This window comes from Candidatus Pelagibacter sp. Uisw_090, assembly GCF_047717845.1.
GTDB lineage: Bacteria > Pseudomonadota > Alphaproteobacteria > Pelagibacterales > Pelagibacteraceae > Pelagibacter.
In genome coordinates this window covers 877981-903588 of sequence record NZ_CP159810.1, presented here as the reverse complement: position 1 = coordinate 903588, position 25608 = coordinate 877981, and the positions used below count along the sequence as shown (strand labels likewise).

At 32.1% G+C, this 25608-nt stretch carries 30 protein-coding genes; 16 read left to right on the top strand and 14 right to left on the bottom strand.

Annotated elements, in window-relative coordinates; all coding sequences use genetic code 11:
• The first annotated feature begins 1 nt into the window (after position 1).
• The 5 genes from ABXT58_RS04930 (at position 2) to ABXT58_RS04910 (ending at position 3245) form a co-directional block, all read left to right on the top strand.
• Complete coding sequence (locus ABXT58_RS04930; protein WP_415303582.1) at positions 2-709, top strand: cytochrome c biogenesis CcdA family protein; 708 nt, start codon at positions 2-4, stop codon at positions 707-709.
• Between the two features lie 23 nt (positions 710-732).
• Positions 733-1314 carry an FMN-dependent NADH-azoreductase gene (locus tag ABXT58_RS04925; RefSeq protein WP_415303581.1) on the top strand — a complete coding sequence of 194 codons (582 nt, stop codon included), beginning with the start codon at positions 733-735 and terminating at the stop codon, positions 1312-1314.
• On the top strand, positions 1314-2120 hold the full coding sequence (locus ABXT58_RS04920) for an inositol monophosphatase family protein (RefSeq protein WP_415303580.1): 807 nt from the start codon (positions 1314-1316) through the stop codon (positions 2118-2120). The genes ABXT58_RS04925 and ABXT58_RS04920 overlap by 1 nt, the downstream gene beginning before the upstream one ends.
• Complete coding sequence (locus ABXT58_RS04915) at positions 2121-2681, top strand: DUF924 family protein (RefSeq protein ID WP_415303579.1); 561 nt, start codon at positions 2121-2123, stop codon at positions 2679-2681.
• A gap of 219 nt (positions 2682-2900) precedes the next feature.
• Positions 2901-3245, top strand: a complete 345-nt coding sequence (locus tag ABXT58_RS04910) for a DUF952 domain-containing protein (protein WP_415303578.1) — start codon at positions 2901-2903, stop codon at positions 3243-3245.
• Between the two features lie 347 nt (positions 3246-3592).
• Here ABXT58_RS04910 and ABXT58_RS04905 read toward each other — a convergent pair whose 3' ends face one another.
• The 5 genes from ABXT58_RS04905 to ABXT58_RS04885 form a co-directional block, all read right to left on the bottom strand.
• Complete coding sequence (locus ABXT58_RS04905; RefSeq protein WP_415303577.1) at positions 3593-3820, bottom strand: DUF2798 domain-containing protein; 228 nt, start codon at positions 3818-3820, stop codon at positions 3593-3595.
• Positions 3821-3822: 2 nt separating this feature from the next.
• Positions 3823-4155, bottom strand: a complete 333-nt coding sequence (locus ABXT58_RS04900; RefSeq protein WP_415303576.1) for a DMT family transporter — start codon at positions 4153-4155, stop codon at positions 3823-3825.
• Positions 4156-4185: 30 nt separating this feature from the next.
• Positions 4186-4503: an antibiotic biosynthesis monooxygenase family protein gene (locus ABXT58_RS04895; RefSeq protein ID WP_415303575.1), complete on the bottom strand. Its 318-nt coding sequence runs from the start codon at positions 4501-4503 to the stop codon at positions 4186-4188.
• Positions 4504-4662: 159 nt separating this feature from the next.
• Positions 4663-4872, bottom strand: a complete 210-nt coding sequence (locus tag ABXT58_RS04890; RefSeq protein ID WP_415284129.1) for a hypothetical protein — start codon at positions 4870-4872, stop codon at positions 4663-4665.
• Positions 4873-5066: 194 nt separating this feature from the next.
• Complete coding sequence (locus tag ABXT58_RS04885) at positions 5067-5273, bottom strand: hypothetical protein (protein ID WP_168606465.1); 207 nt, start codon at positions 5271-5273, stop codon at positions 5067-5069.
• A 142-nt stretch (positions 5274-5415) separates the two neighbouring features.
• Between ABXT58_RS04885 and ABXT58_RS04880 the strand changes: the two genes are divergently transcribed.
• Positions 5416-5829 carry a hypothetical protein gene (locus ABXT58_RS04880; RefSeq protein WP_415303574.1) on the top strand — a complete coding sequence of 138 codons (414 nt, stop codon included), beginning with the start codon at positions 5416-5418 and terminating at the stop codon, positions 5827-5829.
• Here ABXT58_RS04880 and ABXT58_RS04875 read toward each other — a convergent pair.
• Entirely contained in the window at positions 5826-6827 is a 1002-nt protein-coding gene (locus ABXT58_RS04875) for a cysteine synthase A (RefSeq protein WP_415303573.1), read from the bottom strand. The genes ABXT58_RS04880 and ABXT58_RS04875 overlap by 4 nt on opposite strands.
• Positions 6827-7405 (bottom strand): serine O-acetyltransferase EpsC, encoded by a 579-nt coding sequence (gene epsC / locus ABXT58_RS04870; protein WP_415303572.1) that lies wholly within the window; start codon positions 7403-7405, stop codon positions 6827-6829. The genes ABXT58_RS04875 and epsC overlap by 1 nt, the downstream gene beginning before the upstream one ends.
• Before the next feature lie 77 nt (positions 7406-7482).
• Here epsC and ABXT58_RS04865 point away from each other — a divergent pair, with 77 nt between their 5' ends.
• From ABXT58_RS04865 to ABXT58_RS04840, 6 genes are all read left to right on the top strand, one after another.
• Entirely contained in the window at positions 7483-7893 is a 411-nt protein-coding gene (locus ABXT58_RS04865; RefSeq protein WP_415284124.1) for a VOC family protein, read from the top strand.
• Positions 7893-9374 carry an aldehyde dehydrogenase gene (locus ABXT58_RS04860; RefSeq protein WP_415303571.1) on the top strand — a complete coding sequence of 494 codons (1482 nt, stop codon included), beginning with the start codon at positions 7893-7895 and terminating at the stop codon, positions 9372-9374. Before ABXT58_RS04865 ends, ABXT58_RS04860 begins: the two co-directional genes overlap by 1 nt.
• A 99-nt stretch (positions 9375-9473) precedes the next feature.
• Positions 9474-10436 carry a glycine betaine ABC transporter substrate-binding protein gene (locus ABXT58_RS04855; protein WP_415303570.1) on the top strand — a complete coding sequence of 321 codons (963 nt, stop codon included), beginning with the start codon at positions 9474-9476 and terminating at the stop codon, positions 10434-10436.
• Between the two features lie 82 nt (positions 10437-10518).
• The gene (locus ABXT58_RS04850) at positions 10519-11571 is read left to right on the top strand and encodes a quaternary amine ABC transporter ATP-binding protein (protein WP_415303569.1); all 1053 of its coding nucleotides are present in this window, start codon (positions 10519-10521) and stop codon (positions 11569-11571) included.
• Positions 11561-13066, top strand: a complete 1506-nt coding sequence (locus ABXT58_RS04845) for an ABC transporter permease (RefSeq protein ID WP_415303568.1) — start codon at positions 11561-11563, stop codon at positions 13064-13066. Before ABXT58_RS04850 ends, ABXT58_RS04845 begins: the two co-directional genes overlap by 11 nt.
• A 9-nt stretch (positions 13067-13075) precedes the next feature.
• Positions 13076-13681, top strand: a complete 606-nt coding sequence (locus tag ABXT58_RS04840) for a LysE/ArgO family amino acid transporter (RefSeq protein ID WP_415303567.1) — start codon at positions 13076-13078, stop codon at positions 13679-13681.
• Positions 13682-13683: 2 nt separating this feature from the next.
• Here the strand turns inward: ABXT58_RS04840 and hisD are convergent, their stop codons facing one another.
• Both hisD and ABXT58_RS04830 read right to left on the bottom strand, forming a co-directional pair.
• Complete coding sequence (gene hisD, locus ABXT58_RS04835) at positions 13684-14970, bottom strand: histidinol dehydrogenase (RefSeq protein ID WP_415303566.1); 1287 nt, start codon at positions 14968-14970, stop codon at positions 13684-13686.
• A gap of 62 nt (positions 14971-15032) precedes the next feature.
• Entirely contained in the window at positions 15033-15944 is a 912-nt protein-coding gene (locus ABXT58_RS04830) for a bifunctional enoyl-CoA hydratase/phosphate acetyltransferase (protein WP_415303565.1), read from the bottom strand.
• Between the two features lie 49 nt (positions 15945-15993).
• On the opposite strand from ABXT58_RS04830, the gene ABXT58_RS04825 reads away from it, so the two are divergent.
• Positions 15994-17136, top strand: a complete 1143-nt coding sequence (locus ABXT58_RS04825) for an epoxide hydrolase family protein (RefSeq protein WP_415303564.1) — start codon at positions 15994-15996, stop codon at positions 17134-17136.
• On the opposite strand, the gene ABXT58_RS04820 is transcribed toward ABXT58_RS04825, so the two are convergent.
• The 5 genes from ABXT58_RS04820 to ABXT58_RS04800 all read right to left on the bottom strand — a co-directional run bounded on the left by ABXT58_RS04820 (position 17137) and on the right by ABXT58_RS04800 (position 22177).
• Positions 17137-17382 carry a hypothetical protein gene (locus ABXT58_RS04820; protein WP_415303563.1) on the bottom strand — a complete coding sequence of 82 codons (246 nt, stop codon included), beginning with the start codon at positions 17380-17382 and terminating at the stop codon, positions 17137-17139.
• Positions 17383-17405: 23 nt separating this feature from the next.
• Positions 17406-18413, bottom strand: coding sequence for an Ldh family oxidoreductase (locus ABXT58_RS04815; protein WP_415303562.1), 1008 nt, complete (start codon positions 18411-18413; stop codon positions 17406-17408).
• A gap of 18 nt (positions 18414-18431) precedes the next feature.
• Positions 18432-20345: an ABC transporter permease gene (locus ABXT58_RS04810; protein WP_415303561.1), complete on the bottom strand. Its 1914-nt coding sequence runs from the start codon at positions 20343-20345 to the stop codon at positions 18432-18434.
• A gap of 1 nt (position 20346) precedes the next feature.
• The gene (locus ABXT58_RS04805; RefSeq protein WP_415278847.1) at positions 20347-21144 is read right to left on the bottom strand and encodes an ATP-binding cassette domain-containing protein; all 798 of its coding nucleotides are present in this window, start codon (positions 21142-21144) and stop codon (positions 20347-20349) included.
• Positions 21145-21232: 88 nt separating this feature from the next.
• Positions 21233-22177 carry an ABC transporter substrate-binding protein gene (locus ABXT58_RS04800; RefSeq protein WP_415303560.1) on the bottom strand — a complete coding sequence of 315 codons (945 nt, stop codon included), beginning with the start codon at positions 22175-22177 and terminating at the stop codon, positions 21233-21235.
• 407 nt (positions 22178-22584) lie between these two features.
• Here ABXT58_RS04800 and ABXT58_RS04795 point away from each other — a divergent pair, with 407 nt between their 5' ends.
• From ABXT58_RS04795 to ABXT58_RS04785, 3 genes are all read left to right on the top strand, one after another.
• Positions 22585-23625 (top strand): TRAP transporter substrate-binding protein, encoded by a 1041-nt coding sequence (locus ABXT58_RS04795; RefSeq protein WP_415303559.1) that lies wholly within the window; start codon positions 22585-22587, stop codon positions 23623-23625.
• Between the two features lie 93 nt (positions 23626-23718).
• Positions 23719-25002 (top strand): TRAP transporter large permease, encoded by a 1284-nt coding sequence (locus tag ABXT58_RS04790; protein ID WP_415303558.1) that lies wholly within the window; start codon positions 23719-23721, stop codon positions 25000-25002.
• 58 nt (positions 25003-25060) lie between these two features.
• The gene (locus ABXT58_RS04785; RefSeq protein ID WP_229704552.1) at positions 25061-25516 is read left to right on the top strand and encodes a TRAP transporter small permease; all 456 of its coding nucleotides are present in this window, start codon (positions 25061-25063) and stop codon (positions 25514-25516) included.
• The last annotated feature ends 92 nt before the right edge of the window (positions 25517-25608 follow it).

Sequence of the window (25608 nt, the reverse complement as noted above, 5' to 3'; positions counted from 1 at the left end):
AATGTTAGAATTATTTATTGCATTTGGAGCAGGATTAATTAGTTTTTTATCTCCATGTGTTTTACCACTAATACCTGGTTATGTTTCTTTTATTACTGGCAACACCTTAAATGAAATTTTAGAAAAAAAGAAAATTGATTTATTACCATTGATTTTTTTTTCATTAGGTTTTTCTTTTGTATTTATTATCTTTGGTGCAACTGCTTCCTTCTTAGGACAAATTCTTTTACAAAATTCTCAAATATTAAGAACCATTGCAGGAATTATAATAATCATATTTTCACTTCAGTTAATTGGCGTTTTAAATATTAAATTTCTTAATGTAGAAAAAAAATTTTATACAAAAAAATCAAATAATATTTTCTTTGTATTTATTGTGGGAATGGCATTTGGCTTTGGATGGACACCATGCATTGGTCCTATTTTAGGGTCAATTCTTGCTTTAGCTTCTACAGAGGAAACTATTTACAAAGCAATTTTACTTTTAAGTTTTTACTCACTTGGATTAGCGATACCTTTTATTCTATCAGGTTATTTGATGCAAAAGTTTTTACTATTTTCAAAAAATTTCAAAAGAAATATTAATTTAGTTACAAAAGGAGGGGGTATAATTCTTTTAATCACAGGAATTTTAATTTTAACAAATCAATTACAAGTTCTGGGTTATTATATTCTAAATTATTTACCTTTTTTGCAAAATTTCGGTTAGAAACTATTAAAAGTAATTAATTCATGAAAATATATCAAATTGATACAAGTGCTAGAAAAGAAGGTTCTACTTCAAGAGCTTTAGCAAAAAAATTATTAGATAAAATAAAAAAACCAGAAGATCAGGTTGTTTATCGAGATCTTAATGATGAAATGATCTTTATCTCTAACTTAACAGAGTCTGGAATGAAAATTCCTGAAGGTGAGCAAACAGAACAACATAAGAAGATGTTTGAAATGTCAGACAAACTAGTTATGGAATTAAAAGAAAGTGACACAATTATTATATCTGTACCAATTTATAATTTTGGTCCACCGGCAACATTAAAAGCCTGGGCGGATTTAGCTGCAAGAGTTAAAGAGACATTTAAATACAATGAAGATGGAAGCAGGGTAGGTTTGCTTGAAGACAAACAAGTTTATCTCATAATCACATCTGGCGGCACAAAGATTAATAGTAAAGATGACTTTTTAACACCTTGGCTAACTCATGTTTTAAATTTTTTTGGTATAAAAAAAATAGATATTATTGCTGCTGATCAATTGGCCATAGATTATGAAAAATCAATTAAAGAAGCAGAAAATCAAATTGAGAATATAATTTAATGAGCTTATTAAGTGTGAAAGAGTACAAGCTATATTCTAATTTTTTAAACACCTTGGCAAAAGAATTAAATAAATTTTATTACTCAAAACTTAATAAAACTTTTAAGATATCAAACAAGCTCAAAGGCAAAGGGTATGATCCTGTTACAACATCTGACAAAGCATTTGAAAAATTTATTAGATTAAAAATTAAAAAAAAATTTCCAAGTCATCAAGTTATAGGTGAAGAATTTGGTCACAAAAAATCAACTAGTGATTACACATGGGTCATAGACCCAATTGATGGAACAAGATCATTTGTAATAGGCAATCCAACGTGGAGTAATTTAATATCTTTAAATTTTAAAGGTAACCCTGTTGTAGGATTAGCAAACTTTCCAATACTAAATAAATACTATTTAAATTTTGATAATAAAAACTCTTTTGTTTTTGAAAAGGGTAAAAAAAGAAAAATCTCTGTTTCAAAAAATATACCATTTAGTCAGGTAAAAGTATCAGGAGCATTTCATGGAGCGATCTCTCTTAAACAGCAAATGTCAATTCCTAAAGTTTTAAGACTAATGCAATTTCCAACTGCGGATGCGTTAAGTTATTCCCATTTATGTGAGGGAAAAATTGATGTTGTCTTTCAAACAACTAATAAAATTTGGGATATCCACCCACTGATGCCAATTATAAAAGCTGCAGGAGGTATTGTAACAACTTGGGATAATAGAGATGCAGTTAATGCTGGAAGTATTTTAGTTTCAGCTAATCAATCTATTCATAATAAAATGCTTAAACTTTTAAAGCCAGTTTCAAAATAAATGCATACAAGAGCTAAAAAAATATTAGATTTTTGGTTTAAAGAAACTCCACCAAAAAAAAGATTTCAAAAACATAAAGATTTTGATGCACTAATAAGAAAAAATTTTCTAAAAGATTATGAGTTAGCAGCTTCAAATGAGTATGATGATTGGCAAGATAGCCCCCTTGGTTCTTTAGCTCTAGTTATTTTATTTGATCAATTTTCAAGAAATATGTTTAGAGATGACCCAAAAGCCTTTAGCCAAGATCATAAAGCAAGGTTGATAGTTAACGATTCTGTTTATGCTGGATTTTTAGATAAAATGGATCAAGATCAAAGATTGTTTATGATACTACCACTCATTCATAGTGAGGAGGTCACAGACCATGATATGTCCTACTATTTATTAGATAAATTTTTAAAAGATCATTCAGATTTAATTTCTATTAAAAAATCTTGGAAAGATCACACATTAGTAATTAAGAGATTTCACAGATATCCTCATCGAAACACAGTGCTAGGAAGAACATCTACCTTTGAAGAGAAAGAGTTTCTAGCCCAACCAAATTCATCTTGGTAAAATGCTCACTAAGTGAATAGATAAAATAAGATATTTAATATTAGCATTGCTGTAGTGACAATTTGTCATTTTAATATTGAAATTTGCTGTCTATAAGGAGCGCATAGAATTTAAAAATTAACATTATCTTCTCTCTCTATTAGATAGTTAATATTAGCTTCCCTCGAAAGAGGGAAGTTTCTTATTGTCATCATCTCTACTGAATAATATAAATTTTAAATGAATTTCAAATTTGTTTATAAAATATGCACCAAATCTGAATGGCATAAAATTAAGATTAAAGGTCAATTAACTGGTTCTAAAAAAGATTTAGAAGATGGTTACATTCATTTTTCTGGTGATGATCAAATTGCTGGAACTCTTAAAAAATTTTACCAAAATCAAAAAGATTTAATTTTATTAAAGATAGACACTTTAAAACTAGATCATTTAGTTTGGGAACAAGCTTCAGATGGAACTATGTTTCCACATTTATACTCACCATTAGAAATTTCTAACGTTGTTGATGAATTTGATATTACTTTAGATGATGATGGTACTCACGTTTTGCCATCTATTTTTTAACTTTTTTTTAAGGGGTTCACCCTTTCGGAAAGCCCAAAAGAGTTCCCCTGTAAGTTAGCGGTATACGCCAAAATCCATAATAATGGACTTTATATTTTTTCGATCTTAATTAGTCTTTGATTATTTAATCACACCAGTTATGTGTCAGGTGGTGATAAATTCATAATCGACCTCCTTTATATATATTTACACAATAACATTTTCAAACATTGCATTCAAAACATTTATTTTAATTTATGTTAAATATATTTATTGAATTAAATTTTGATAAATAATAAAGTTTCGATAATTTAAGAAACTCTTCTTACAATATTTTTTTCCGTAAAATTTTTACAATTCTTTTATAACTAATCTTTAGATGCAATTTTATTAACTAGAGGTCTTATAATTGGAGTCAAAGTAATAGCTGCAAATAATGCTACAGGAAAAGCAAATAACCAAGAGTTAAAATATCTTTCAATAAAACCATTACTAATGCCAGTGTTCACCGCAGTAACTACGCCACTCATTATAACACTCATTCCAAATGACATAAAAATCATAAATAAAGTTTGAGAATATTTTTTTGAAATCATAATTAATTATTTCCTAACAAGTTAACCATTAATACACCTATTATAATTAGACCTAAACCAATCATTGAATAAAGATTTGGCATTTGATTAAATCTAATTACACCAACAATTACAGTTGAAATAATTGTTAATCCAGCAAACGATGCATAAGTTATTCCCATCGGGATATTTTTCATTACCATGGATAATGCATACATGCATGAAACGATTGTAATTGCAGTGATAGTACTTGGAATTAGAAGAGTAAACCCTTCAGCATTTTTTGCAAAACTATTTGATGTTACACCTAAAAAAACAGCTAAAATCAGAAATAAATATGAAGTTGTCATGTTCATTTAATTATCCTAAATGAAATCTTTTTAAAATTATATAACTACTTTAAAACCTTCAAAATCAGGGAATCCTACATATCCATTAAAATTGGGGGGTCCAAGATATAAATTTCCCTGTAGTATAGGATTTTTATGAGCTAATTGAAATGAATCAGATTTTGTCCAGTTAATAAAGTCACTCTCAGTATTCCATTCACTATGAAAAATATAAAGAGATAATTCATTATTTACCTTACCTTTGAATAAGTTGAATTTCTTAAAGCCTTTCACACCATGAGTCTCTTGCTCACGATTTTTCCAAGCTGTTTCAAATTCATTTTCTTTGTCAGACATAACCTGAAGTCTACTCATTGCTAAATACATAAAACTCTATTTATTTATTATTTAAAGTTGGGACACTTAAGAAAATCCCAACTCTATTAATTAAGGTAATTTACTTTACAATCCATGTAGTCAAAATATACACGAAGCTTTACCATGACAAATAGTGCTTTTATTAATTTTTTTTAATTACCACCAACCCATTACTCTGCCATTACCAGCGATAATTAAGAGACAAGTTAGAACATGAAGCAGAACCCAGAATGTTCTAAAAGCTAATGCTTTCTTAACATCTGTTTGTTTAATAGGTAAAAACTCAGGCTTATCTTCATCATTAATACCAATTGGCATTCCAACTGTTCTAGCCCATATTTTTAACCAACGCCTTTGACCAGTCATATTTTTTAACTTTTGTATTATTTATTAATTTTGTAACTACGTTTATTGTAAATGATTTAAAAAAGTAGTGCAATTTTAGAAAAACTATTTGATGTACCCCCTAAAATAACAGCTAATATTAAGGACACGTACGAAGTAGTGAGATTCATTTAGCTACTTTAAATGAAATCCCACTAAATATATAAAATTATTTGTTAACTTTTAAAAAGCTCCATAGCTTTACCTAATAATTCTTCTGATTTTGCATGATCACCAGCATCATGAGCGGCCATACCTTGATCTCTTAGCATTTGTGCTTCTGCAATTTTATCATCTATACTTTTTGCCATCATTGGGCAAGAACCTGCATAAACTGAACTTGTGAAAAGTACTAAGAATAATGTTATTACTATTTTTTTCATATTTTCCTTTGTTTGATTAATTAACCAAACAATAGGAAAATAATAAGTTTTTGATATAACCAACATTGTCACTTTGCATGTGCAAAATGACCCAACTAGTTATTTAAGTATTTTTAAAGACTAATATTGTTATTATTTATTTATGATTGAAAAATTTAATGGAGTTTTTTATTTAATATTATTTGTAATACACTTTTTAGGTATAGGTATTTATGCGTATCAAATGATTATTGGAAACCAAAAATTTAGAGAAAAATTTCAAATAGACAAGACAGCTGCAACTGTTATGCGTATGACAGGTGCAATATTTCTAGGTTCTTTCTTGATGGCATTATATATTATGTTTGTAAGACCAAATGGTGTCGAAGCAACGTGGGCATTTTTCAATTTAGTTTTTGTTCAAAATTTTTGTATCTTTATAGTTAATACTTACTCAATTAAGATCGATAAGACGGGTGTTATGAACGATTCAAATGAAGCTATAATTGCTCCTTTAGTTTTCACAATTATTAGTGCAGTTCTTTGCTATGGATTAGCCGATAAGATTTATATTTAAAGCCAATTAGGGAAGGGTAAACCTTTTTCTTCTAGAAATTTCTTATTAAACATTTTAGTAGCGTACTTTTCACTTTTATCACAAAGTATAGTAACGATAGTTTTTCCAGGACCAAGCTCTTTACCCATTCTAATCGCACCAGCAATATTAATTCCACAGCTAGTACCAAGGCTTAAACCTTCATTTTCAATTAAATCATAAAGTATAGGAAGTGCTTCATGGTCATCTATAGAGTAGGCATCATCAATTTTAGCATTTTCAAAATTTTTTGTAATTCTACTTGATCCAATTCCTTCAGTAATTGATCCACCTTCAGATTTTAATTCACCATTTTTTATATAATTATAAAGAGCTGAGCCTTTAGGGTCTGATAAAAATATCTTTATATCTTTATTTTTCTCTTTAAGAGCATTGCTTACTCCAGAAATTGTTCCACCTGTTCCAGACGAACATACAAAACCATCAACTTTACCTTCAGTTTGTTCCCAGATTTCTTTACCCGTTGTTTCATAATGACCCTTAGCATTTGCAACATTGTCAAATTGATTGGCCCAAACAACTCCATTGTTATTTGATGGTCTTAGTTCATCAGCAAGTTTTGCAGCAACTTTTACAAAGTTTGCATCATCTTTATAAGGTTTAGCTGGAACTAATCTTAAATCAGCACCAATATTTCTAAGAAGATCTTTTTTTTCTTGGGTTTGATTATCATTCATTACAATAATTGTTTTATAACCAAGTGAATTACCAAGTAGACATAAGCCTATACCAGTGTTACCAGCTGTGCCTTCAACTATTGTTCCACCTTTAGAAATTAATTTTTTACTCTCAGCATCTTTAATTAAAGCTAGTGCCGCTCTATCTTTAACAGATCCACCTGGGTTCAAAAATTCGGCTTTACCATAAATATTACATCCAGTAATTTCTGATGCAGCTCTAAGTTTGATTAAAGGAGTATTACCTATTCCTGAAATAAAATTGTCTTGAATAATTTTCATTAGCTTGAAGTGTCTTTATCTACCTCTTCTACAGCATAAGGTTTAAATTCTTCAGTTGCTGTTCCAACGTTTTTAGCTGGTATTCCAACCATTACTGCATTTTCTGGTACATCTTTAGTAACAACCGCGTTAGCTCCAACTTTAGCGTTTGCACCAATTATTACAGGTCCCAAGATTTGAGCACCAGAACCAACAACAACACAATCACTTAATGTTGGGTGTCTCTTAACTTGTCTTTGATCATTTGAATTAATACTTGGAGATATTCCACCTAATGTTGCCATATGATAAATGGTTACATTATTTCCAATTTCAGAGGTCTCTCCAATTACAACACCCATACCATGATCAATAAATAAATTTCTTCCAATCTTAGCACCAGGGTGAATTTCAATTCCAGTTAAAAATCTTGATAGTTGTGAAATTATTCTTGCTACTAAATGAAACTTAGCAAGATGAAAAAAATTAGCAATTCTATGAAAAAAAACTGCTTTAACACCAGGATAAGTTAAAATTAAACTTAACTTAGATTTTGCCGCAGGATCTCTATCTATTATAGATTGTAAAAAGTCATTCATGAATTTAGCTTTTATTGATTAAAATATTATATTGGACTATATAGTCATTGTATAACGAATTTAAAGAGGAGAAACTTATGTACAAAAACACAAATTGCTTCCATTTAGCAGTACCATGTGGAGATCTTGAAGTAGCAAAAAAATTTTACAGCGAGACGTTAGGCTGTAGATTGGATAATTCAGCACAAGAGTGGGCAGATGTAGACTTTTGGGGAAATGAATTAACTCTTCATGCAAGTGAACATAAAATGGATAGTGAAAGACACGATGTTGATATGGGTAATGTTTCTGTTCCACATTTCGGTGTTCATTTATCTAGAAAAGATTTTAATGCTCTTAAGCAAAGATTAAAAGACAATGGTGCCAAATATTACGATGAACCTTATTTAAGATTTAAAGGTACCAAATATGAGCAAGAGACATTTTTTGTTAAAGACCCTAATGAAAATATTTTAGAGATTAAAACATTAACTGCTAATGCAGATTAATGGCTTCTGATTATAAATCTATAGCAAGCAAGATTAAGTTTGAAGGTAGAGCTTTTATTGATGGTAAGTACGTTGATGCTATTGATGGTGAAAAGTTTGAAAATATAAACCCTGCAACGGGTGAAACTCTTTGCTCTGTTGCAAAATGTAATCATAAAGACGTAGACCTTGCTGTAAAAGCTTCAAGAAAAGCTTTCAATAGTGGCGTTTGGTCTAGAACATCTCCAGAATTTAGAAAAGATGTTTTACTAAAATTTGCAGAATTATTAAGACAAACAGGTGATGAAAATTCTGTTCTTGAATGTATCGATACAGGAAAATTAATTGGAGATTGTATTAATGAAGTTGCAAATGATGCTCCAATGCATTTTCAGTGGTATGGAGAATTAATAGATAAAGTATTTGGTAAAGTTGGACCAACAGAACCATCGTTAACTAGTTTAATTGTTAAAGAGCCAATTGGTGTTGTTGCTGGAGTTGTTCCATGGAATTTCCCTTTGATGATGGCAGTTTGGAAAATGGCACCAGCATTAGCTGCTGGCTGTTCAGTTATAATTAAGCCAGCAGAAGATACTCCACTAACTGCAATTAGAGTTGCTCAAATTGCTAAAGAAGCAGGTATCCCTGATGGAGTTTTAAATATAGTACCTGGCTTTGGCGATGTAGGTGAAGCACTTGGTAGACACAATGATGTTGATGCGGTTTCATTTACAGGCTCAACGGAAGTTGGGGGACTGTTCATGAAATATTCGGGTGAAAGTAATTTAAAAACAATTGGCTTAGAGATGGGTGGTAAAAGTCCATTTATCGTTTTAGAAGATGCAAAGATTACAGATGATTTAATTGATAATGCTATTAACTCTGCTTTTTGGAATGGTGGGCAGAATTGCTCTGCAAACATGAGGCAAATAATTCACAGCAAAGTTAAAGATGAATTTTTAGACAAAGTTTCAAAAAAAGTAAAAGCTCTTAAAGCTGGAGATCCATTAGATCCAGAAAGTAATATGGGGTCAATGATTTCTAAAAAACATTTAGCAACAGTTGATGGATATATTCAAAAAGGAATTGATGAAGGAGCTAAGTTATTATTTGGTGGTGTATCAAGTGGTGACCAAAAAGGATTTTTTGCAAAACCAACTCTATTTGATGATTTAAAAGAAAATATGACAATTGCTCAAGAAGAAATTTTTGGACCAGTTTTAGGAGTTCTTACAATTAATAGTGATGAAGAAGCTTTGAAAATTGCAAGTAATTCTAAGTATGGATTGCACGCAAGTGTTTTTACTCAAGATATCGATAGAGCTTTTCATATGGCTAAAAGCCTTCCATGTGGAACTGTTTCAGTTAATACTTTTTCTGAAGGTGATATTAAAACACCTTTTGGTGGATATAGACAATCTGGTTCATTAAGTAGAGATCAAGGTACAGAAGCGTTAGATCAATACCTTCAAACTAAGACTATTTGGATTAGTCACTCTTAAAATTCAATTATACTAATCATAATAAATAACTAATTTTCTTTGACTTGTTCAAAAGTTTTAAGTTATGCTTCGTTTTTTAAATTAATAGAGAGGGATATAATGAAAATAATAAAAACTACACTTGTAGCTGGTTTAATTTCTTTATTTGCTACTTTTTCAACATTCGCTGAAAAAGTTAAAATAGGAGATCCAGGTTGGACAGGTGCAACAGCAATTGCAAACTTATTAGCAGCAGTTGTTATAGACAAAATGGGTGGAGAAGCAGAATTGGTCCCAGGAAACAATACTGCGATCTACGGTGCAATTGATAGAAGTAAAGGTGAAATTGAAGTTCACCCTGATATCTGGTTACCGAACCAACAAGCTTATACTAATGATCTAGTTCCTAAAGGAACTTTAAAATTAAGTAGCAACCCATATGATGGAGACCAAGGTTATTGTGTTTCTCAACAGTTTGCGAAAAAATTTAATATTACTGCAATCGAAGACTTAGCTAGACCAGAAGTTGTTAAAGCAATGGACAGTGATGGCAATGGTAAAGGTGAATTTTGGATTGGAGCAGATGGTTGGGCTTCAGCAAATGCAAACCAAGTTAAATTAAGAGACTACGGTTTATATGATGCTGGTATTGAAGCGATAAGAGCAGCAGAAGCAGTTAAAAATGCAAGAGTACTTGACTCAATTAAAAAAGGTGAAGGTTATGCATTCTATTGTTATAAACCACACGCAATTTGGGGAATGGCAGATGTAGTTATGTTGGAAGAGCCAAAACATGATCCAGCTAAATACAAAATGGTACAACCTAAAGAAGATGCTGACTGGTACAAAAAATCTTATGTTGCCTCAAAAGATGCACTTAAAAAAATTCAAATTGGTTGGGGTACTTCTTTAGAAAGTAAATCTCCAGCTATTGTTGAGTTTTTTAAGAACTTTCAATTAACAGGAGATGATGTTTCTGCTATGGCATATGCAATTTCAGTTGAGAAAAAACAACCAGCTGATGTTGCTAGAACATGGATGAAAAATAATAAATCTAAAGTTGATAGTTGGTTAGGACTTTAAGATAAATTAAATTTTTACCCGGCGACTTTATTCGTTGCCGGGTACATTTCTTTAAAAGCTATTAAATTTTCGAACGGATCTGATGGACTCAGCTATTGAAATAAAAAATGTTTGGAAGATATTTGGTAATAATTCCAAAGAAGCGTTAAATGCTATTCAAAATGAACATATTTCAAAACAAGAAGCTTTAGAAAAATATAATTCAGTAATTGGTGTATCAGATGTCTCTTTTAACGTAAAAACAGGGGAGATTTTTTGTGTAATGGGTCTTTCTGGTAGCGGTAAATCTACTTTAGTTAGGCATATCAATAGATTATTAGAACCAACTTCAGGTCAAATTTTAATCGATAATGAAGATGTAATGAAGTTTGATTCAAAAAGTTTGCAAGATCTAAGAAATAAAAAGATAGGGATGGTTTTCCAAAACTTTGCTCTAATGCCCCATAGATCAGTATTAGACAATATAGCAATGCCACTTGAAATAAGAGGTATAAGTAAAAATGATAGATTGGATGCTGCTAACAAGATTTTAGATATTGTAGAGCTTCAAGGCTGGGGAAATAAATTTGCCCACGAACTTTCAGGTGGAATGCAACAAAGAGTTGGATTAGCAAGAGCTTTAGCAGCAGATCCTGATGTTTTATTAATGGATGAACCATTTAGTGCACTAGATCCATTGATTAGAAGACAGCTTCAAGCAGAATTTATCAAACTTTCAAAACAAATGAAAAAGACCACAGTGTTTATAACCCACGACTTAGATGAAGCAGTAAGAGTAGGCCACAGAATTGCAATCATGAGAGATGGAAAGGTTATCCAAATAGGGACACCAGAAGAAATAGTCATGAAACCAGCAGATAGTTATGTAGCAGACTTTGTTAAGGGAATTTCTAGATTAAAAATTGTTCAAGCTAAATCTATCATGCAGCCTGTTGAGAAATTTGAAAAGGAATTTGGATCAATAGCTAAAAACTTAGAAAGCGTTCATGAAAATGATTTATTAAACAAATTAATAGAAAAATCTTCAATTAAAGATGAACCAATATTAGTAATCAATAATGAAAAAAAAAATATTGGTGTGATAACACAGGCAGATTTACTTAAAGCAGTTGTAGAGGGCAGTGATGGAGAATAAAGCAATTATAAATCCATCTAGAGATGAATTAATTACTGACTTTGTAAAAAGTAATCCAGATTATTATATTAAAGAGTTTAAAAAAATTGGTAGTAAACCTACTTACTCATTTTCATTTAATTTATTTGCATTTATACTTGGACCAATTTGGTTTGGAATGCGTAATGTTTGGAATTGGACTTTAGCCTTTTTAATTATTGAAACTTTTTCGGTAGTACAAATCATCAGAGGTTTATTTGGTAATATTACGGCAGACGCTATTGCTAAAGTTGAGCAAGTTCAAGGTACAATAGCTTTTAGAAATAAACAATTAGAAGCAGCGATAGAAAATAATCCAGATAAAATCGATGTGTTTAAAAGAAACATAAAATCTTTAGAAGATGCGATGCAAGGTTATCTAGATGAAATTACAAGAGTAGAAGCTTCTGCAATTTGGATTGTTATGTTTGGTTTTATTTTATTGATAGCAGTTAAGATTGCTCAAGGTGTTTTAGCGAATTCAATTTTAGAAAAGAAATATTCTGAATGGTTATCTGATAAATCTATTCATCCAGGTATGCAGATGAAAAATTACATATACAGCAGTATTTTTACCTCTGTTATAATGATCTTTACTGTTATCCATTATAGTTTTCCAGGCTTACTTCAGCTAATGGATACGTTTCCAACTCATCCAGAAATAAGATTATTTTCAATTAAATGGATAGAGATTATTTTTGACTATGCAGTTGTTAAAGGAGATGTGATTTTTACTGCTATAACAATTGGAATTAGATCTGTATTAGATTTCTTGGAATTATTGTTTGTTAAAACTCCTTGGATTGTAATTATAACTGCAATTGTTACCCTTACAGGACTATCAGCAGGACCAAGAGCTGCAATTTATTCTGCAGGATTTTTGGGTTATATGGGTTTTTTAGGTTTCTGGGTAAAAGCAATGACGACACTCGCTTTGTTAGGAACAGCTGCAATTTTAAGTATAGCAATAGGTATTCCTCTTGGAATTTTCTGTGCAAGGCGACAAAGATTTTATTCATTAATTAGACCGATAATGGATTTCATGCAAACAATGCCAGCCTTTGTATTTATGATTCCAGTAATAGCATTTTTTGGAACTGGAAAGGTTGCGGCAGTAATCATTACAATGATTTTTGGTGGAACTCCTGTCGTAAGGCTTACTGTTTTAGGATTACGTGGAGTACCAGAAACCATTCGAGAAGCAGCTATCGCTTACGGTGCAACTAAATGGTATTTATTAAGAAAAGTAGATCTACCGCTAGCTACACCTTCAATTTTAGCAGGTGTTAATCAAACAGTAATGTTAAGTTTAGCAATGGTGGTTGTAGCATCTCTAATTGGTGCAAAAGGTTTAGGACAAGATGTTCTTGAGGCATTACAATATGCCAATGTTGGACAGGGTATACTTGCGGGTATAGCTATTTTATTTGTTGCATTAATACTTGATAGGGTTGTTCAGGGTAAAAAAAGAGTTTAATAAAACTTAATGGATTATTTAATATTAGGTTTTTTAACTGGATTAAGTTTAATTCTAGCAATAGGTGCCCAGAATATTTTTGTAATAGAGCAGGGGTTAAAAAAACAATATATATTTCTTGTTTGTTTAATTTGTTCTATTTCAGATCTTTTATTAATTTTTTTAGGAATTTTTTTATTTCAATATTTAAATAATTATTTCACACCAAAAGTTGAGTTAATTTTTAATATTTTACTCTTAATATTTTTACTACATTTTATCTGGGGAAAGATTAAAACTAAAATTTCAGAGACTTCATTTAATATAGACATCAAAACTAATAATTTACCAAGTATTTTAGTTAAAACTTTAGGTTTTACTTTTCTAAACCCTCACGTTTATTCAGATACTGTATTTTTCCTTGGAAACTTTTCTAAAAACCTTAGTCAAATGGATAAGTATTATTTTGGAGCAGGGGCAGCTATTTCTTCATTCCTATTTTTTTTTATACTAGGATATCTTTCAAAATATTTTTCTAAATATCTTAAGAGTGCAAAAGTATGGAAAAGAATAAATTATTTGATTATTCTTTTCATGTCTATTTTGGCTTTAACAGTGTTAATGGAAATTATCTAAGTTTAATTAGAATAACCGTACTTTTTAAGCCTAACGTCACCTGTTCTTGCGTGTGCTTCCATTCCTTCGTATCTAGAAATTCTTGCAGCTGCAGCACCAACTAACTCGGTAGACTCTTTTGTCATTCTTTGGAAGCTTAAAGTTTTAACAAATTTACCAACAAATAATCCACCTGTGTATCTTCCTGCACCTTTGGTTGGAAGAATATGATTAGTTCCTGAGCACTTATCTCCATAAGCAACAGTTGTTTCTTCACCAATAAATAAAGAACCATAATTTGTAAGTCTTTTGTGAAACCAATCTAAATTTTCTGTCTGAATTTCTAAGTGTTCTGGAGCATACTCATCGCTAATAGTTGCCATTTCTTCATCGGTATCACAAAGAATAACTTCACCATAATCTCTCCAAGCAGCATCTGCGTTTGTTCTTGGTACCTCAGGCAACTCAGCTATTAATTCTGGAACTCTTTTCATTACTTTTTCAGCAAGTTCTTTACTCGTTGTGTATAACCAACAAGGTGAGTTATAGCCATGTTCAGCTTGACCAACCAAATCTACTGCTACTATTTCAGGATCAGCTTTAGCATCGGCAATAATTCCAATTTCTGTAGGACCTGCAAATAAATCAATACCCACTTTTCCAAATAAAATTCTTTTAGCCTCTGCTACAAATTGATTTCCGGGACCAACAATAATATCAGCTGCAGGGTTATTGAATAAACCATTAGTCATTGCAGCGATTGCTGGAACACCACCTAAATTTAAAATTACATCAGCACCACACAAGTCAGCTGTGTAAATAATTGTGGGATGAGCACCCACACCTTCTTTTGGAGGGCTACAGGCAATAACATTCTTTACACCTGCAACTTTTGCTGTAGTTACACTCATAACAGCTGATGCAATATGTGCATAACGACCTCCTGGTACATAACATCCAGCAGTATTAACTGGTATTAGCTTTTGACCAGCAAACAATCCATCTGAAAGTTCAACCTCAAAGTCCTGACCATAGTTTTTTAACTGTGCTTCAGCAAACTTTCTAACTCTTTCATATGAAAACTGAACATCATCTTTTGTTTTTTGGTCTAATGTTTTTTTAATCTCTTCAATTCTTTCTTTAGAAACAATAATATCACCATCATACTTGTCAAATTTCTTTGTAAGATCGATACAACCTTGTTCTTTAGTAGTTTCAATATTTTTTAATAAATCTTGAACAATTCCAGTTGTTTTGGTGTCGTCTGTTGATGATGTTTTAGGTGATTTTTTTAAATATGTTATAGTCATTGTTTCCCTCTCTAATTTTGAAGCTTTATTTAAAACATTAATGTGATTATTTCAATGAAGAATTAGTCTAAAGCAACAACAGCAGCAGCAATAGAGGCCAATCTAGCTTGCGCTTCATCAGATCTGCTAGTAATTACTATTGGGACTTTACCTCCTACTACAACACCAGCTGCACAAGCACCCATAAAGTAAATCATCATTTTAACTAAACTATTTCCAGTTTCAACACTTGGAACTAACAATACATCTGCATCACCAGCTACAATATTCTTAACACCTTTTATAGCAGCAGATTTTTTTGAAATACTATTATCAAATGCCAAGGGACCAAAAACATCTGCATTTAAATTATCTTCTTTGGCAAGTTTTGTAATTTCATTTGCTTCAATAGAGCTTGGCACACTATCCAAAATTTCTTCTGTCGCTGATAGAACTGCAACTTTTGGTCTTTCAATCCCTATACGATTTGAAAAATCAATTACATTTCTTAAGATATGCATTTTTGTTTTTACATTAGGTAAAACGTTTAAAGCACCATCAGTAATTATAAGTGGCTTGTCGTCTTTAGTATTTGTCATATGCCATATATGGCTAAGTCTAGTTTTTCCAAGTAAATTGTAATCTCTTTTTAAAACTTCTTTCATTAAAACATCAGTATGGATATGACCTTTAACAATAATCTTTACTTTATCTTGGCTTGCAAGCTTGGCAGCTATTGCTGCTGTATTGTTTTCTATAGGTTCATGAATTATCTCATACGAAGAGATGTCCCATTTTAAATCTTCAGCACATTTAAGAATTTCTTTTTTATCCCCTATAAAAATAGGTGTAATTAAGTTTTCATTAACAGCATCCTGAACTGAAAGCATTGGTAAGGGTAAACCCGCATTAACGATAGCAGCATTAACACCTTTTTTCTTATGTGCATGGTCTAGAAGGTTATTAGGACAAACAATTTCTTTATTTGAAAGCATGAGGTATATTTAGTATGAATTTTTAAAAAGTATATACTGTAAATTGATAATGATTAAGCCTTTTAAGCTAAATATTCCTGATAAAGCACTCCAAGAAATTTATACTAAGGTGAAAAATTACCCATGGCATGAAATGCCAGATGATGGTGGCTGGAAATATGGAAGTAATCTTGATTATATGAAGGAGATATCAAGTTACTGGATTAAAGATTTTGACTGGAGAAAACATGAGACAGAAATAAATACATTTTCAAATTTTACAACTATTGTAGATGACATTGAAATACATTTTATTCATGAGAAAGGTAGCGGATCTAACCCAACACCTTTGCTTCTTATGCATGGATGGCCTGGATCAGTTGTAGAGTTTTTGCATATAATTGAAAAACTTGCACACCCGGAAAAATTTGGTGGAAATATTGAAGATGCATTTGATGTTATTGTTCCTTCTTTACCTGGCTTTGGATTTTCAGGTAGACCATCTAAACCAATTGGTCCAAGAAAAATGGCAGCTATCTTAAATAAATTAATGATAGAGAACCTTAAATATAAAAATTATTTAGCACAAGGTGGAGATTGGGGAGCGACTATTGCTAACTGGATTGGTTACGATCACTCAAAATTTTGTAAAGCAATTCATATTAATTGTTTAACAATGCGTCATGCTGATGGTCCACAATCAAAGCAAGAAGAAGAATGGCAAAAAAGGTTTGATAAAGATCAAATAATGCAAGATGGCTATAGAACGCAACAAGCAACAAAGCCACAAACGTTGAGTTACGGTATGATGGATAGCCCTGTTGGTATTGCAGCTTGGATTATTGAAAAAATGTATTTTTGGTCTGATTTAAAAGATGGTGATATTGAAAGTGCTTATTCAAAGGATACTTTATTGGCAAATATTATGGTCTATATAGTTACAAAAACTTTTAATACAGCTTCTTGGATTTACTACGGGAGAAGAGAAGAGGGTGGACGTTTTTTTCCTAAAGATTTTAAAAAAATAGAAATACCAACAGCTGCTGCAATTTTTCCAGCTGAAATGTCTGAATGGCCTCCAAAATCTTATGTTGATAGAATATTTAATATTACGCAATGGACCGAGATGCCAAGTGGTGGACATTTCGCAGCAATGGAAGAACCAGAGTTGCTAGTTAAAGATATTATAAAATTTGCTAAAACTATTCGTTAATTAAATATTTGATCTTGGATCTTTTAAAGATTTAATTTTTTTAACCATACCTGTTAATTTTGCAGTAATAAAAACTACATATACAAAACCAAATCCTAAAGCCATAGTTGATAGAACAGTGTATATAGCTGTTAAATTTTCTAGCTTAAACCAACTTTCAACACCTGGATTAGAGTAATATAGGAAATTCCAAAAAATAAAAAAAACTATTTCATATATTATAATAATTTTAAATACAGGACGCATATTAGAAGCTTACTATAATAACTTTATTTCATTAAACTATTTAAATCTTCTAGTATATTTTTGGTAATTTTAATCTCTTTTTTAAGATTATTCTTATATTTATTGAATTTATTTTGCCCTGGATAAAGAATTTCTTTAACACCTTTTATCTTAGGTAGCTTTTTAATTGTTCTGATATTGTCTTTTATTCTTTTATTAAAGGAATTACCTACAAACAAGTTAGGTTTTAAAACAAAAAATAAATGACCAATATTTTGTGGACCACTAAAATCAGTGAACGGATCTTTAACTCTACCGGCATGATTACCACCCGTTAAAACACCACTTAAAATATCAACCATCCAGGCTAATCCTGAACCTCTAAAGCTAGCTATAGGTAACTGAACACCTTCTAATGCTTTTTTAGGGTTTGTAGTTGGTTTGCCAAATTTATCTAAAGCAACACCTTCAGGGATTTTTGTTCCTTCTCTTGCGGCAACTCTAATTTTTCCTCTATTAATCATTGATATTGAGGTATCTAAAATGAAAGGAACCTTAGAACCAGTTGGGGTTCCAAAACAAATTGGATTTGTACCAAATAAACTTTTTAATGCTCCATGAGGTGCAACAGCAGGAGGGGCGTTTGTAAACACCATGACCATTAGACCTTTTTTAACAGCTTGCTCTGCGTAATAACCAGACAAACCATAGTGACCACTATTTTTAACCGCAACTAAACCAATCCCAGTCTTTTTGGCATTACTTATTGCTGTTTTAATAGCGATATCTGCTGCAACAAAACCAATACTGTTGTTACCATCAACGTGAGCAATTGATTGAGAAATCTTTTTAACTTTTATTTTGGCTTTTGGATTAATTACTTTTTTAGATATTCGATCACAGTACATTTTTAATCTAGATAACCCATGAGAAGGGGCACCAACTAATTCAGCATTTATTAAAGCTTCAGCACATATAGATGCATGCTCTTTACTTAACTTGTGATGGATAAAGATATTTTTGATAATAATTTTTAATTTGGAAGAATTCATAATTTAATAAAAGATTATTTAACCTTTACCATGCCAAGGAATTGTTTTGGTAATTATCTTTCTTAAAGCAATATCAAATAAAAGACCAAGCATGCCCATTACAAAAATAGTTATCCAAATAACTTCATATTGAAAATATTTTTTAGCAACATTTTCAACAAATCCAATACCTGTCGTTCCAGCTAAAAATTCAGCCGCAACCAAAGTCCCCCAACACATTCCAACTGCAACCCTAACACCTGTTAAGATTTCAGGTAATGAGTTTGGAAAAATTACGTATCTTAATATTTGCCACTTTGATGCACCAAGAGAGTGAGAAGCGTGAATTTTAGATAATTGAGTTCCAGAAGCACCAGCTCTAGCTGAGATGATCATGATTGAAAAAGAAACCATAAATAATAAGAATACTTTTCCAACATTATCAATTCCAAACACAGTAATAACTAATGGAGCCCAAGCAAGTGGAGGAACTGGTCTATACAATTCAATTAATGGATCAAAGAACCCTTTAGCAAATCTATTTAGACCCATCAATAAGCCAAGTGGTACACCAAATATTATTCCAAGCACTAGGCCTAAGAATACTCTTAAGAAAGAATCCCATATGTGACCCATAGGTACTGGTATTTTGAATAACTTGAATTCACCAGTAACAATATTTAAAACTTTACTTTTAAAATTTGGTTTTACAGTTCCGTCATCACTATGAACTGGGTATTTACCAGGGATAATATCTGCTATCCAATCTGGTAAAATAAAACCAACAACTTTACTAACATCCATCATTTCATACCAAATCAGCGGAATATTTTTAAATCCAACACTTGGTTTTAATAAAAGTGTAAATTTTTTTAAAGTATCTGATGGTTTAGGTAGCCACCTGCCAGAACCTTGCTCTGAACAATTAGGACCACTTGAAATTATTGTTCCAGTCGGAAATAGAAATATATCAATTAATCTTAGACTTCCTTGTTCTTTTTTTTGAATAACATCAAATTCTAAAATTGCTTGTTGCATAGCATCAAGAGTTTTTGGAGGAAATATGCTTGCGTACTCAATTCTTCTTGCAATTTTAAGTACATCTTTTGCTAATATTGATGCCACCTCCTGTGTGTCATCTAGCTCTGATCTATATCTTTTTATTCCATCTTTGATTTCTTTCATCAAAGTTTTGTATTGTGAATTATGATTTCTTAATTTGAAAAAATCATCACTAATTAAAGTTAATTCTTTTGCTGCAGTATCAAACTTTAATCCTTTTTTAGTTTCAGGAATAGTTGGAATTTCTATTGTATTTTCTACAGCGGTTCCAGAAGATCCCCATCCACCTTGTATTTTTAAAGCTTCAATTCTCGCATTTTCTTCTTCCATACTTTTTATTGGTGGATAACTTATCTTTTGAAAATCATCTGTTAACCAAGCTATTCTATTAGCTAGTTCACTGATCTTAATTTTTGTTTCATTTTCAAGAAGGTTCTCATTAGTTAACAATGGAATTGTTCTTTTAGTTTTTTGAATAAAACCTAAAAGTCTATCTTTATCTTGATTTCTTATTACTGATGAATTTCTAATTTCATTAGTTAATTTTTCAATATTACCATTTTCAGCCTTAATAATTGAAGTACTTTTAAATTCCCTTTCATTTATTGGAAACAAATACTTTAATGAAAGCATCGAATCGTTAACTTTTGCAACTTGGCAAAGTTCATTAGCAGACTGAGGATAAAAAGACTTTGCTAAATCCCATGAATAATAAAGCCATGCTATTAATAAAAAACTACTTCCAACAATAATCCAGTGAGCTCCACCTTTGGCTCTTTCAGGGTTCCCAAAAACAGCATCTATTTTTTCAGTCTTGGCTAATTTTATTCCATAAAGAATAGAACCTATAACGGCAAATATAATTAAAAATGTTATAATACCTGTAATCATATTAAATATCTTTACCCATTATTTCTTCTTCCATGTTCCAAATCATGGTTAAAATTTCTTCTCTTTTACTTCCAAAATCTTTAGTTTTTTTAATTTCTCTTAAATCACCATCTATCCCCATTGAAGCAAAGGGTAATTTATACTCCTTATGTATTCGGCCTGGTCTTGGTGCCATTACATATAATCTTTCACCAAGTAACAAAGCTTCCTCAACTGAGTGGGTAATTAAAATAATTGTTTTTCCTGTTTCTTTCCAAATCTTTAAAACTAATGACTGCATTTTTTCTCTTGTTAGTGCATCTAGTGCTCCCAAAGGTTCATCCATTAAAATTAAATCTGGATCATTAATCAAGCATCGTGCAAGAGCAACTCTTTGCTGCATACCACCAGATAATTGATAAGTCGGTGTATCTCCAAAGCCTTGTAAGCCAACTATATTTAACCATTCATCAACTTTTTTTGCTGTTTTAATTGGATCTTCTTTTTTCATTCTTAAGCCAAAGTCAACATTTTCAGCAACTGTTAACCATTCAAATAAAGCACCTTGTTGAAAAACCATTCCTCTTTCAACCCCTGGACCATTAATTTCATTTCCGTTAAGAGTAATTACTCCTGAAGTTGGTCTAAGAAAGCCAGCTGTAATATTTAGTAAAGTTGTTTTTCCACATCCAGAAGGACCAAGAACAGTTAAAAGTTCTCCTTTTTTAAGTGTAAAATTTACATCTTTTAATGCATGAACAGTTTCTCCCTTTGGAGTTTTAAAGATCATGTTTAGATTTTGAGAAATTAAATCACTCATAGAAATAAATTTATATTAAATCTTATTTAAAAAAATAGGCACCAATTTAATAAATTGGCGCCTATCTAATTTTATCTTACTCTCTAAATTATAGAGGTAAAAAGCTTGTATCTACTGCTCCGTTAGGAGTACCCATTCCTTTTAAGAAACCATCAAGATTTCCACCAGATTCCATAGATTTTTTAGTATCTGCAGCATTCAAGAATACAAATCCACCTAAAGTTTCCTTCATATCTCCAACTTTCATTTCAGCATCTTTTGCGATTACATTCATGTCACTTTTACCAGCTGCGTATCTAGCGTTAGCTTCATGAGTTACTTCTATAAAAGTTCTCAACATTCCTGGGTTTTCTTTCATAAATTTATCAGTAACAGATGTAATATCGATACCTTTGATACCTGCATCTCGAGCTGCCTGAACTGTTAACAATCTTGTACCAACAGTTAAAGCTGCTTTAATAGAGTTACCACCAAATAAACAAGCCATTGAAACATCACCAGAAACTAGTGCAGCAGCACCTTCTTCAGGATCCATTTGAATAACAGTCATTTTGCTTTTATCAGCACCAACAACTTTCATACTTTCATCAAAAACATACTCAGCCATAGTTCCTAGAGGAACTGCAACTTTTTTGCCTTCTAACTCAGAACCGTTCGCTGATGTAATACCAGAAGCTTTAGATGTAACACAAGTTGTACCACCCATTCCGTATTCCATAGCAACGTCTACAAGTTTTAATGGAGCTTTTGATTTAACAGCATTGATGAAAGGTACTAAGCCTTGTGAGTAAGAGATATCAATATCTCCAGCTAACATAGCATCAGTCATTGCACCACCATTTGAAAAGCTAGTCCATTCAACTGGAACACCTAGTGCTTTATCAAACATTTTTTTAACTTTGTCTTCTTGATTTGGAGTAGGCCACTCTAAAAAGAATGCAACTCTAACTGATTTAGCAGCTGCATTTGCAACTGATATAGATAAGTTAAGAGCAACTACTGTACCAAGAATAAAACTAATTATTTTTTTCATTATTATTCCCTCTGTTATTAATTTAATTAAATTATTTATATTTAAATTCAATTTGGGCGTGATGTAAAACAAAATATATTGCATATCTGCATTTCTAATAATTAAAAGTTTCAATTATAAGTTGTAAAATATTATCAGGAATAACAATTGGCTCTCCAATTGGCCATTATTTAATGAAGTTTTAAACCCACAAACAAATCATTTATCTATTTGTTTGTTAATAATATCTTTTTCAATTTTATTAATGCAAGGATTTTCTAATCAAAAAATTAATAATAAATATGGAAAATTTTTACAGGCATAATTTCCGTGACATTAAATGGTCTTACAAAAAATTCTAGTAATATAGATTACTTTCACTTAGGATATTAATTCTAAGTTTAATTTAACTAACAGGAGATTTATTAATGTTTAATAAAAAAATTTTTAGGAAACTACTCATAGGGTTTGCAATTGCTTTCTTTGCCCAAGCCTCTTTTGCAGAGGTAACTCTTAAGCTTGGAACTACTGGTAGATTAGGTATGCCAATCGGTGACGCCATAGATAAAGCATTGATGCCGGCCTTGGTAAAAGCCTCTGGTGGCAAGATGAAAATCGAACCATTTTATCAAAAAAGTTTATGTGCTGAACAGAAATGCGGTGAACAAGCCAATCAAGGACTTATATCCCTTTGGACTAGTTCTACGGCAAACTATGGTAATTTCGGATCAGAGTTAGCAATTTTTGATTTGCCTTTCATTTTCAAGTCACTAGATGATGCGAAAAGAATATCAAATGAATGGCTTGCAGAAAGACAGTGCAAACTAGCGCTTGAGAATTCAGGCCACATTTGCCTTTCTGTATATTCAAGCGGTGGATTCAGGCAGCTTGGAAATGCAACTAAACCAGTTCACGTTCCTAATGATATGAAAGGTCTAAAGTGGCGTACTACTAAGAGTCCAATTGAGTTCATGCTAGTTAAAAATTGGGGTGCAACTCCAACACCTTATGATTGGAGCCAGCTATACTCAGGCCTTCAGTCGGGTGTAGTTGAAGGTCAGTATGTAGCTAGTCCTTGGCAACATGTAGCAAAACTTCATGAAGTTGCAAAATACTTCACTGAGATTGGTGGCATGTGGTCAGGAAATATTCTAGCAATGGATGCGAAGCAGTATAATGCTCTATCTTCTCAAGAGAAGAAATGGTTACACGAGGCAGCTGATGCTTATGGAGAAAAAGTAAACCAGTTAGACAACGCTTGGATTAAGAATGGAGAGGATGCAATTAAAGCATCTGTGAAAGAATGGTATGTTCCAACTGATGCGGAAATGACCAAATGGAGATCAGGTGCAATCGGTGCCTGGTTAGATGCCAAGGGTACTTTTGAACCAGAGGTAGCTAAAAGAGTACTTCTAGAACAAGGAATGGATGGATTTGTAGCTCAGTTAGAGAAAGCTGGGGCTCTGTAAATCGTTCAACGAAAAACTGTGTAAAGATCATTTAGCTCAATTTTTAGAACTAGATGATCTTTACCCTAAACAAATCATAACATTTAAGTAACTATGGAAAGTATCATTCTACTCGGAATACTCCTTTTTCTAATCTTATTAGGTGCTCCAATTGGCTTCATATTAATACTGATACCATTTGTTTATATTTTATTTACCGACGCTGTACCCCTTATTTTAATCCCTAGTCAAATGTTTAATGCTATTGATTCAGTTCCATTAACTGCAATTGCGTTCTTTATGCTGACAGGTGAGTTAATGACAAGTGCAACGATTACTGACCGGTTAGTAGCCTTGAGCAAGTCATTAATTGGACGAGTACGAGGGGGGTTGGCCCAAGTTAATGTTCTTGTGAGTATGTTTTTTGCAGGGATGAATGGTTCCGTCGTAGCAGATACAGCTACAGTGGGAGCATTGGTGTTACCAGCTATGAAAAAAGCTGGCTATCCTCCTGCGTTTTCGGCTGCGGTTACAGGCGTAAGCTCCACCATAGGAGGCATAATTCCACCTAGTATCATGATGATTGTACTTGCTAACTCGACTGAGCTTTCGATTGCATCACTATTTGCGGCTGGGATTATTCCAGGCGTGTTGATAGGCGTTGTGATCATGATAATCAATTATTACTTCGCAATCAAATATAACTTCGAGCGAAGTGATGAACCATTTTCGATACGTCGAGCCGGTAAAGAATTATATCGATCCTCGTTCGCTCTTTTGATACCTGTGGTTTTAGTGGGCTCAGTAATGGGTGGTGTTGCATCGGTTGTTGAGGCCGGAGCTATCACAGCAATGGTTGCTTTATTTACAGGTGTATTCGTTTATCGAACTATTAAATGGAAAGATTGCACCGGTGCGTTTCGTCGGGCATTCCGTAATTCGGCAATGGTTTTTATTATCATAGCTGCGTCGGGACCCTTTAGTTGGTTGCTTACCTCTCTAGGTGCAATCGGTGAACTTGAAAACTGGCTTCTAAGTCTTACGGGATCCCCCATTATTTTTATTTTAGCCGTGATTCTATTCATTTTTCTTCTTGGAACGGTAATGGACTCCGCGGTAAACATTATCATAGTTGGCCCAGTACTAGTTAATGTTATGGCTCAAGCTGGCTTTCCTGAGATACAAGCGGCTATCGTTGTAATAGTTGGCTTCTTAATAGGATCAGTCACACCACCTGTTGGCGTCGCGTTCTTTACCGCTGCAACAATAGCGCAAGTGCGTCTAGAAAAGGTGGCTGTTGCGTTGATTCCTTATCTGGTTGGATTGTTTTTACTTTTATTTTTTATCCTCGTTATTCCAGAGTTGACCATGTTTCTTCCAAACCTATTGAGTAATTAGTGATATGTTACAATTTTTAAACAACATTGACCGTTTTATCCATCGTACATTGGAAGCTATGTGCTCACTCCTTTTGGCTGCGATGGTTGGTTTCACTCTTTATAACGTAATCATGCGATATGTTTTTAACAATCCTCCTGTTTGGGGTGATCTGCTAACAGTATTAAGTAATATTTGGCTGATGTTTATAGCACTTTCTCTGACAGCAAGAGATAATGAACACATAGCTTTAAATTTAATTTATGAAAAATTACCAAATAGACTGTCTCTATATATACGCCAGTTCTGGAAACTTATGATTATGGCAATTGGTATAGTCCTGATAATTTATGGATTTGAACTTGTAGAGGGTATGCGTGGAAAGTATTGGGAAATGTGGTATTTTGAAATTAGTTTCCAAGGTATTGAGTTCAAAGAGAATTATATGCCAAAGAAATATGCAGTTGCAATCTTGCCGTTAGCTGGATTTTTAACGACCATTGGTGCTGCTATTAGTTTTGTGAAAAAGGTCTAGTTCTTTAAAATGTGTCTGCCAAACATGTGCTCTGCATAGTAAAATCAATTTGTTATATTGAACTATTTAGTCTATGAATCGAAATATAACTA

Coding starts and splice junctions, on each gene's coding strand:
- ABXT58_RS04930 (WP_415303582.1), top strand. CDS start 2: ATGTTAGAATTATTTATTGCATTTGGAGCAGGATTAATTAGTTTTTTA.
- ABXT58_RS04925 (WP_415303581.1), top strand. CDS start 733: ATGAAAATATATCAAATTGATACAAGTGCTAGAAAAGAAGGTTCTACT.
- ABXT58_RS04920 (WP_415303580.1), top strand. CDS start 1,314: ATGAGCTTATTAAGTGTGAAAGAGTACAAGCTATATTCTAATTTTTTA.
- ABXT58_RS04915 (WP_415303579.1), top strand. CDS start 2,121: ATGCATACAAGAGCTAAAAAAATATTAGATTTTTGGTTTAAAGAAACT.
- ABXT58_RS04910 (WP_415303578.1), top strand. CDS start 2,901: ATGAATTTCAAATTTGTTTATAAAATATGCACCAAATCTGAATGGCAT.
- ABXT58_RS04905 (WP_415303577.1), bottom strand. CDS start 3,820: ATGATTTCAAAAAAATATTCTCAAACTTTATTTATGATTTTTATGTCA.
- ABXT58_RS04900 (WP_415303576.1), bottom strand. CDS start 4,155: ATGAACATGACAACTTCATATTTATTTCTGATTTTAGCTGTTTTTTTA.
- ABXT58_RS04895 (WP_415303575.1), bottom strand. CDS start 4,503: ATGAGTAGACTTCAGGTTATGTCTGACAAAGAAAATGAATTTGAAACA.
- ABXT58_RS04890 (WP_415284129.1), bottom strand. CDS start 4,872: ATGACTGGTCAAAGGCGTTGGTTAAAAATATGGGCTAGAACAGTTGGA.
- ABXT58_RS04885 (WP_168606465.1), bottom strand. CDS start 5,273: ATGAAAAAAATAGTAATAACATTATTCTTAGTACTTTTCACAAGTTCA.
- ABXT58_RS04880 (WP_415303574.1), top strand. CDS start 5,416: ATGATTGAAAAATTTAATGGAGTTTTTTATTTAATATTATTTGTAATA.
- ABXT58_RS04875 (WP_415303573.1), bottom strand. CDS start 6,827: ATGAAAATTATTCAAGACAATTTTATTTCAGGAATAGGTAATACTCCT.
- epsC (WP_415303572.1), bottom strand. CDS start 7,405: ATGAATGACTTTTTACAATCTATAATAGATAGAGATCCTGCGGCAAAA.
- ABXT58_RS04865 (WP_415284124.1), top strand. CDS start 7,483: ATGTACAAAAACACAAATTGCTTCCATTTAGCAGTACCATGTGGAGAT.
- ABXT58_RS04860 (WP_415303571.1), top strand. CDS start 7,893: ATGGCTTCTGATTATAAATCTATAGCAAGCAAGATTAAGTTTGAAGGT.
- ABXT58_RS04855 (WP_415303570.1), top strand. CDS start 9,474: ATGAAAATAATAAAAACTACACTTGTAGCTGGTTTAATTTCTTTATTT.
- ABXT58_RS04850 (WP_415303569.1), top strand. CDS start 10,519: ATGGACTCAGCTATTGAAATAAAAAATGTTTGGAAGATATTTGGTAAT.
- ABXT58_RS04845 (WP_415303568.1), top strand. CDS start 11,561: ATGGAGAATAAAGCAATTATAAATCCATCTAGAGATGAATTAATTACT.
- ABXT58_RS04840 (WP_415303567.1), top strand. CDS start 13,076: ATGGATTATTTAATATTAGGTTTTTTAACTGGATTAAGTTTAATTCTA.
- hisD (WP_415303566.1), bottom strand. CDS start 14,970: ATGACTATAACATATTTAAAAAAATCACCTAAAACATCATCAACAGAC.
- ABXT58_RS04830 (WP_415303565.1), bottom strand. CDS start 15,944: ATGCTTTCAAATAAAGAAATTGTTTGTCCTAATAACCTTCTAGACCAT.
- ABXT58_RS04825 (WP_415303564.1), top strand. CDS start 15,994: ATGATTAAGCCTTTTAAGCTAAATATTCCTGATAAAGCACTCCAAGAA.
- ABXT58_RS04820 (WP_415303563.1), bottom strand. CDS start 17,382: ATGCGTCCTGTATTTAAAATTATTATAATATATGAAATAGTTTTTTTT.
- ABXT58_RS04815 (WP_415303562.1), bottom strand. CDS start 18,413: ATGAATTCTTCCAAATTAAAAATTATTATCAAAAATATCTTTATCCAT.
- ABXT58_RS04810 (WP_415303561.1), bottom strand. CDS start 20,345: ATGATTACAGGTATTATAACATTTTTAATTATATTTGCCGTTATAGGT.
- ABXT58_RS04805 (WP_415278847.1), bottom strand. CDS start 21,144: ATGAGTGATTTAATTTCTCAAAATCTAAACATGATCTTTAAAACTCCA.
- ABXT58_RS04800 (WP_415303560.1), bottom strand. CDS start 22,177: ATGAAAAAAATAATTAGTTTTATTCTTGGTACAGTAGTTGCTCTTAAC.
- ABXT58_RS04795 (WP_415303559.1), top strand. CDS start 22,585: ATGTTTAATAAAAAAATTTTTAGGAAACTACTCATAGGGTTTGCAATT.
- ABXT58_RS04790 (WP_415303558.1), top strand. CDS start 23,719: ATGGAAAGTATCATTCTACTCGGAATACTCCTTTTTCTAATCTTATTA.
- ABXT58_RS04785 (WP_229704552.1), top strand. CDS start 25,061: ATGTGCTCACTCCTTTTGGCTGCGATGGTTGGTTTCACTCTTTATAAC.